This is a genomic window from Nocardia paucivorans NBRC 100373 (assembly GCF_000308675.1).
GTDB lineage: Bacteria > Actinomycetota > Actinomycetes > Mycobacteriales > Mycobacteriaceae > Nocardia > Nocardia paucivorans.
Map to the genome: position 1 here is coordinate 1 of NZ_BAGE01000097.1, position 883 is coordinate 883.

The window sequence follows — 883 nt, forward strand, 5'->3', positions numbered from 1 at the left end:
GACCCATCTCCACAGGAGTCCCGAATCCATCAACGCGTTGCAGCACCGCGTGGTCCGGAAAGTGATCCGGAAACTGCTCGAGGCCGCTGTCGACGACGGAACCGGTGAATCCGTGGTTGGTAACCATCCCGATGACGGTCGGTCGGCGCAAGCCGCCGAGCGCCCCGGTTCTGCTGTGCGGCGTGGTGCCGATGTCGGGGCGGGTAGGTCGGTTCCGGAGGGGCAGCCGATGGTATCGCCTGTGCCACTGCCCTCGGCCCCCGTCCCGCAGGATGGGTTCGGGCGGCTCGCGTCGCCCGATGACCAGGTCCCGGAGGCGCGCGATTCCTATCGGCGTCCCGGTGTCGATCTTCCCGACCATGCGCCCGACGCCGGGTTGGACTGTTTGGTGCAAGCAGCCCGGGACATGTGGCAGGCGTCGGGGCAGGAACCGCCAGTGGATCTGTCGGCGTCCGGTCCGGGTGGGGTGTTACTGCGGGATGCCGTTGCGGTGACCGGGGCGAGGTGGGATCCGGCCGTCACTTCGTTCGATGGGGCCGGTGCATTGGTCGCCGCCACCGGACGGCCCATGGTTGTCGTGCTGGTGTATGAGGGGCGCGACGGCCGGCCGCCGCAGTGGGGGCATGCGGTGAGCATCAAACGAGCGGCCGATGGTGTTGTGCGGGTATTCGAATTCGGGGTGGATACGCCGTTGGGTGAATGGTCGCCGCCCACCGAGGTCGGGGTGGTGCTGGCGTTGCGGGCGGAGAAAGATGACGCGGACGCGGTTGTGGCGGAACTTCCCGAGCATGCTCGGGATTTCGCGGATGTTCTGGTGGGAGCTCGTATCGACCGGGACGAACACCCGGATGGCACGCCGGTCGTCGACTACGACCCGAATGTT

The 883-nt window shown here is 67.5% G+C and carries 1 protein-coding gene; it reads left to right on the forward strand.

Translation table 11 applies throughout. The annotated features are described in order from the left end of the window. Window positions 1-229: 229 nt before the first annotated feature. A partial coding sequence (locus tag ON32_RS23435) for a hypothetical protein (RefSeq protein WP_157224300.1) occupies window positions 230-883 on the forward strand: 654 nt, incomplete at its 3' end.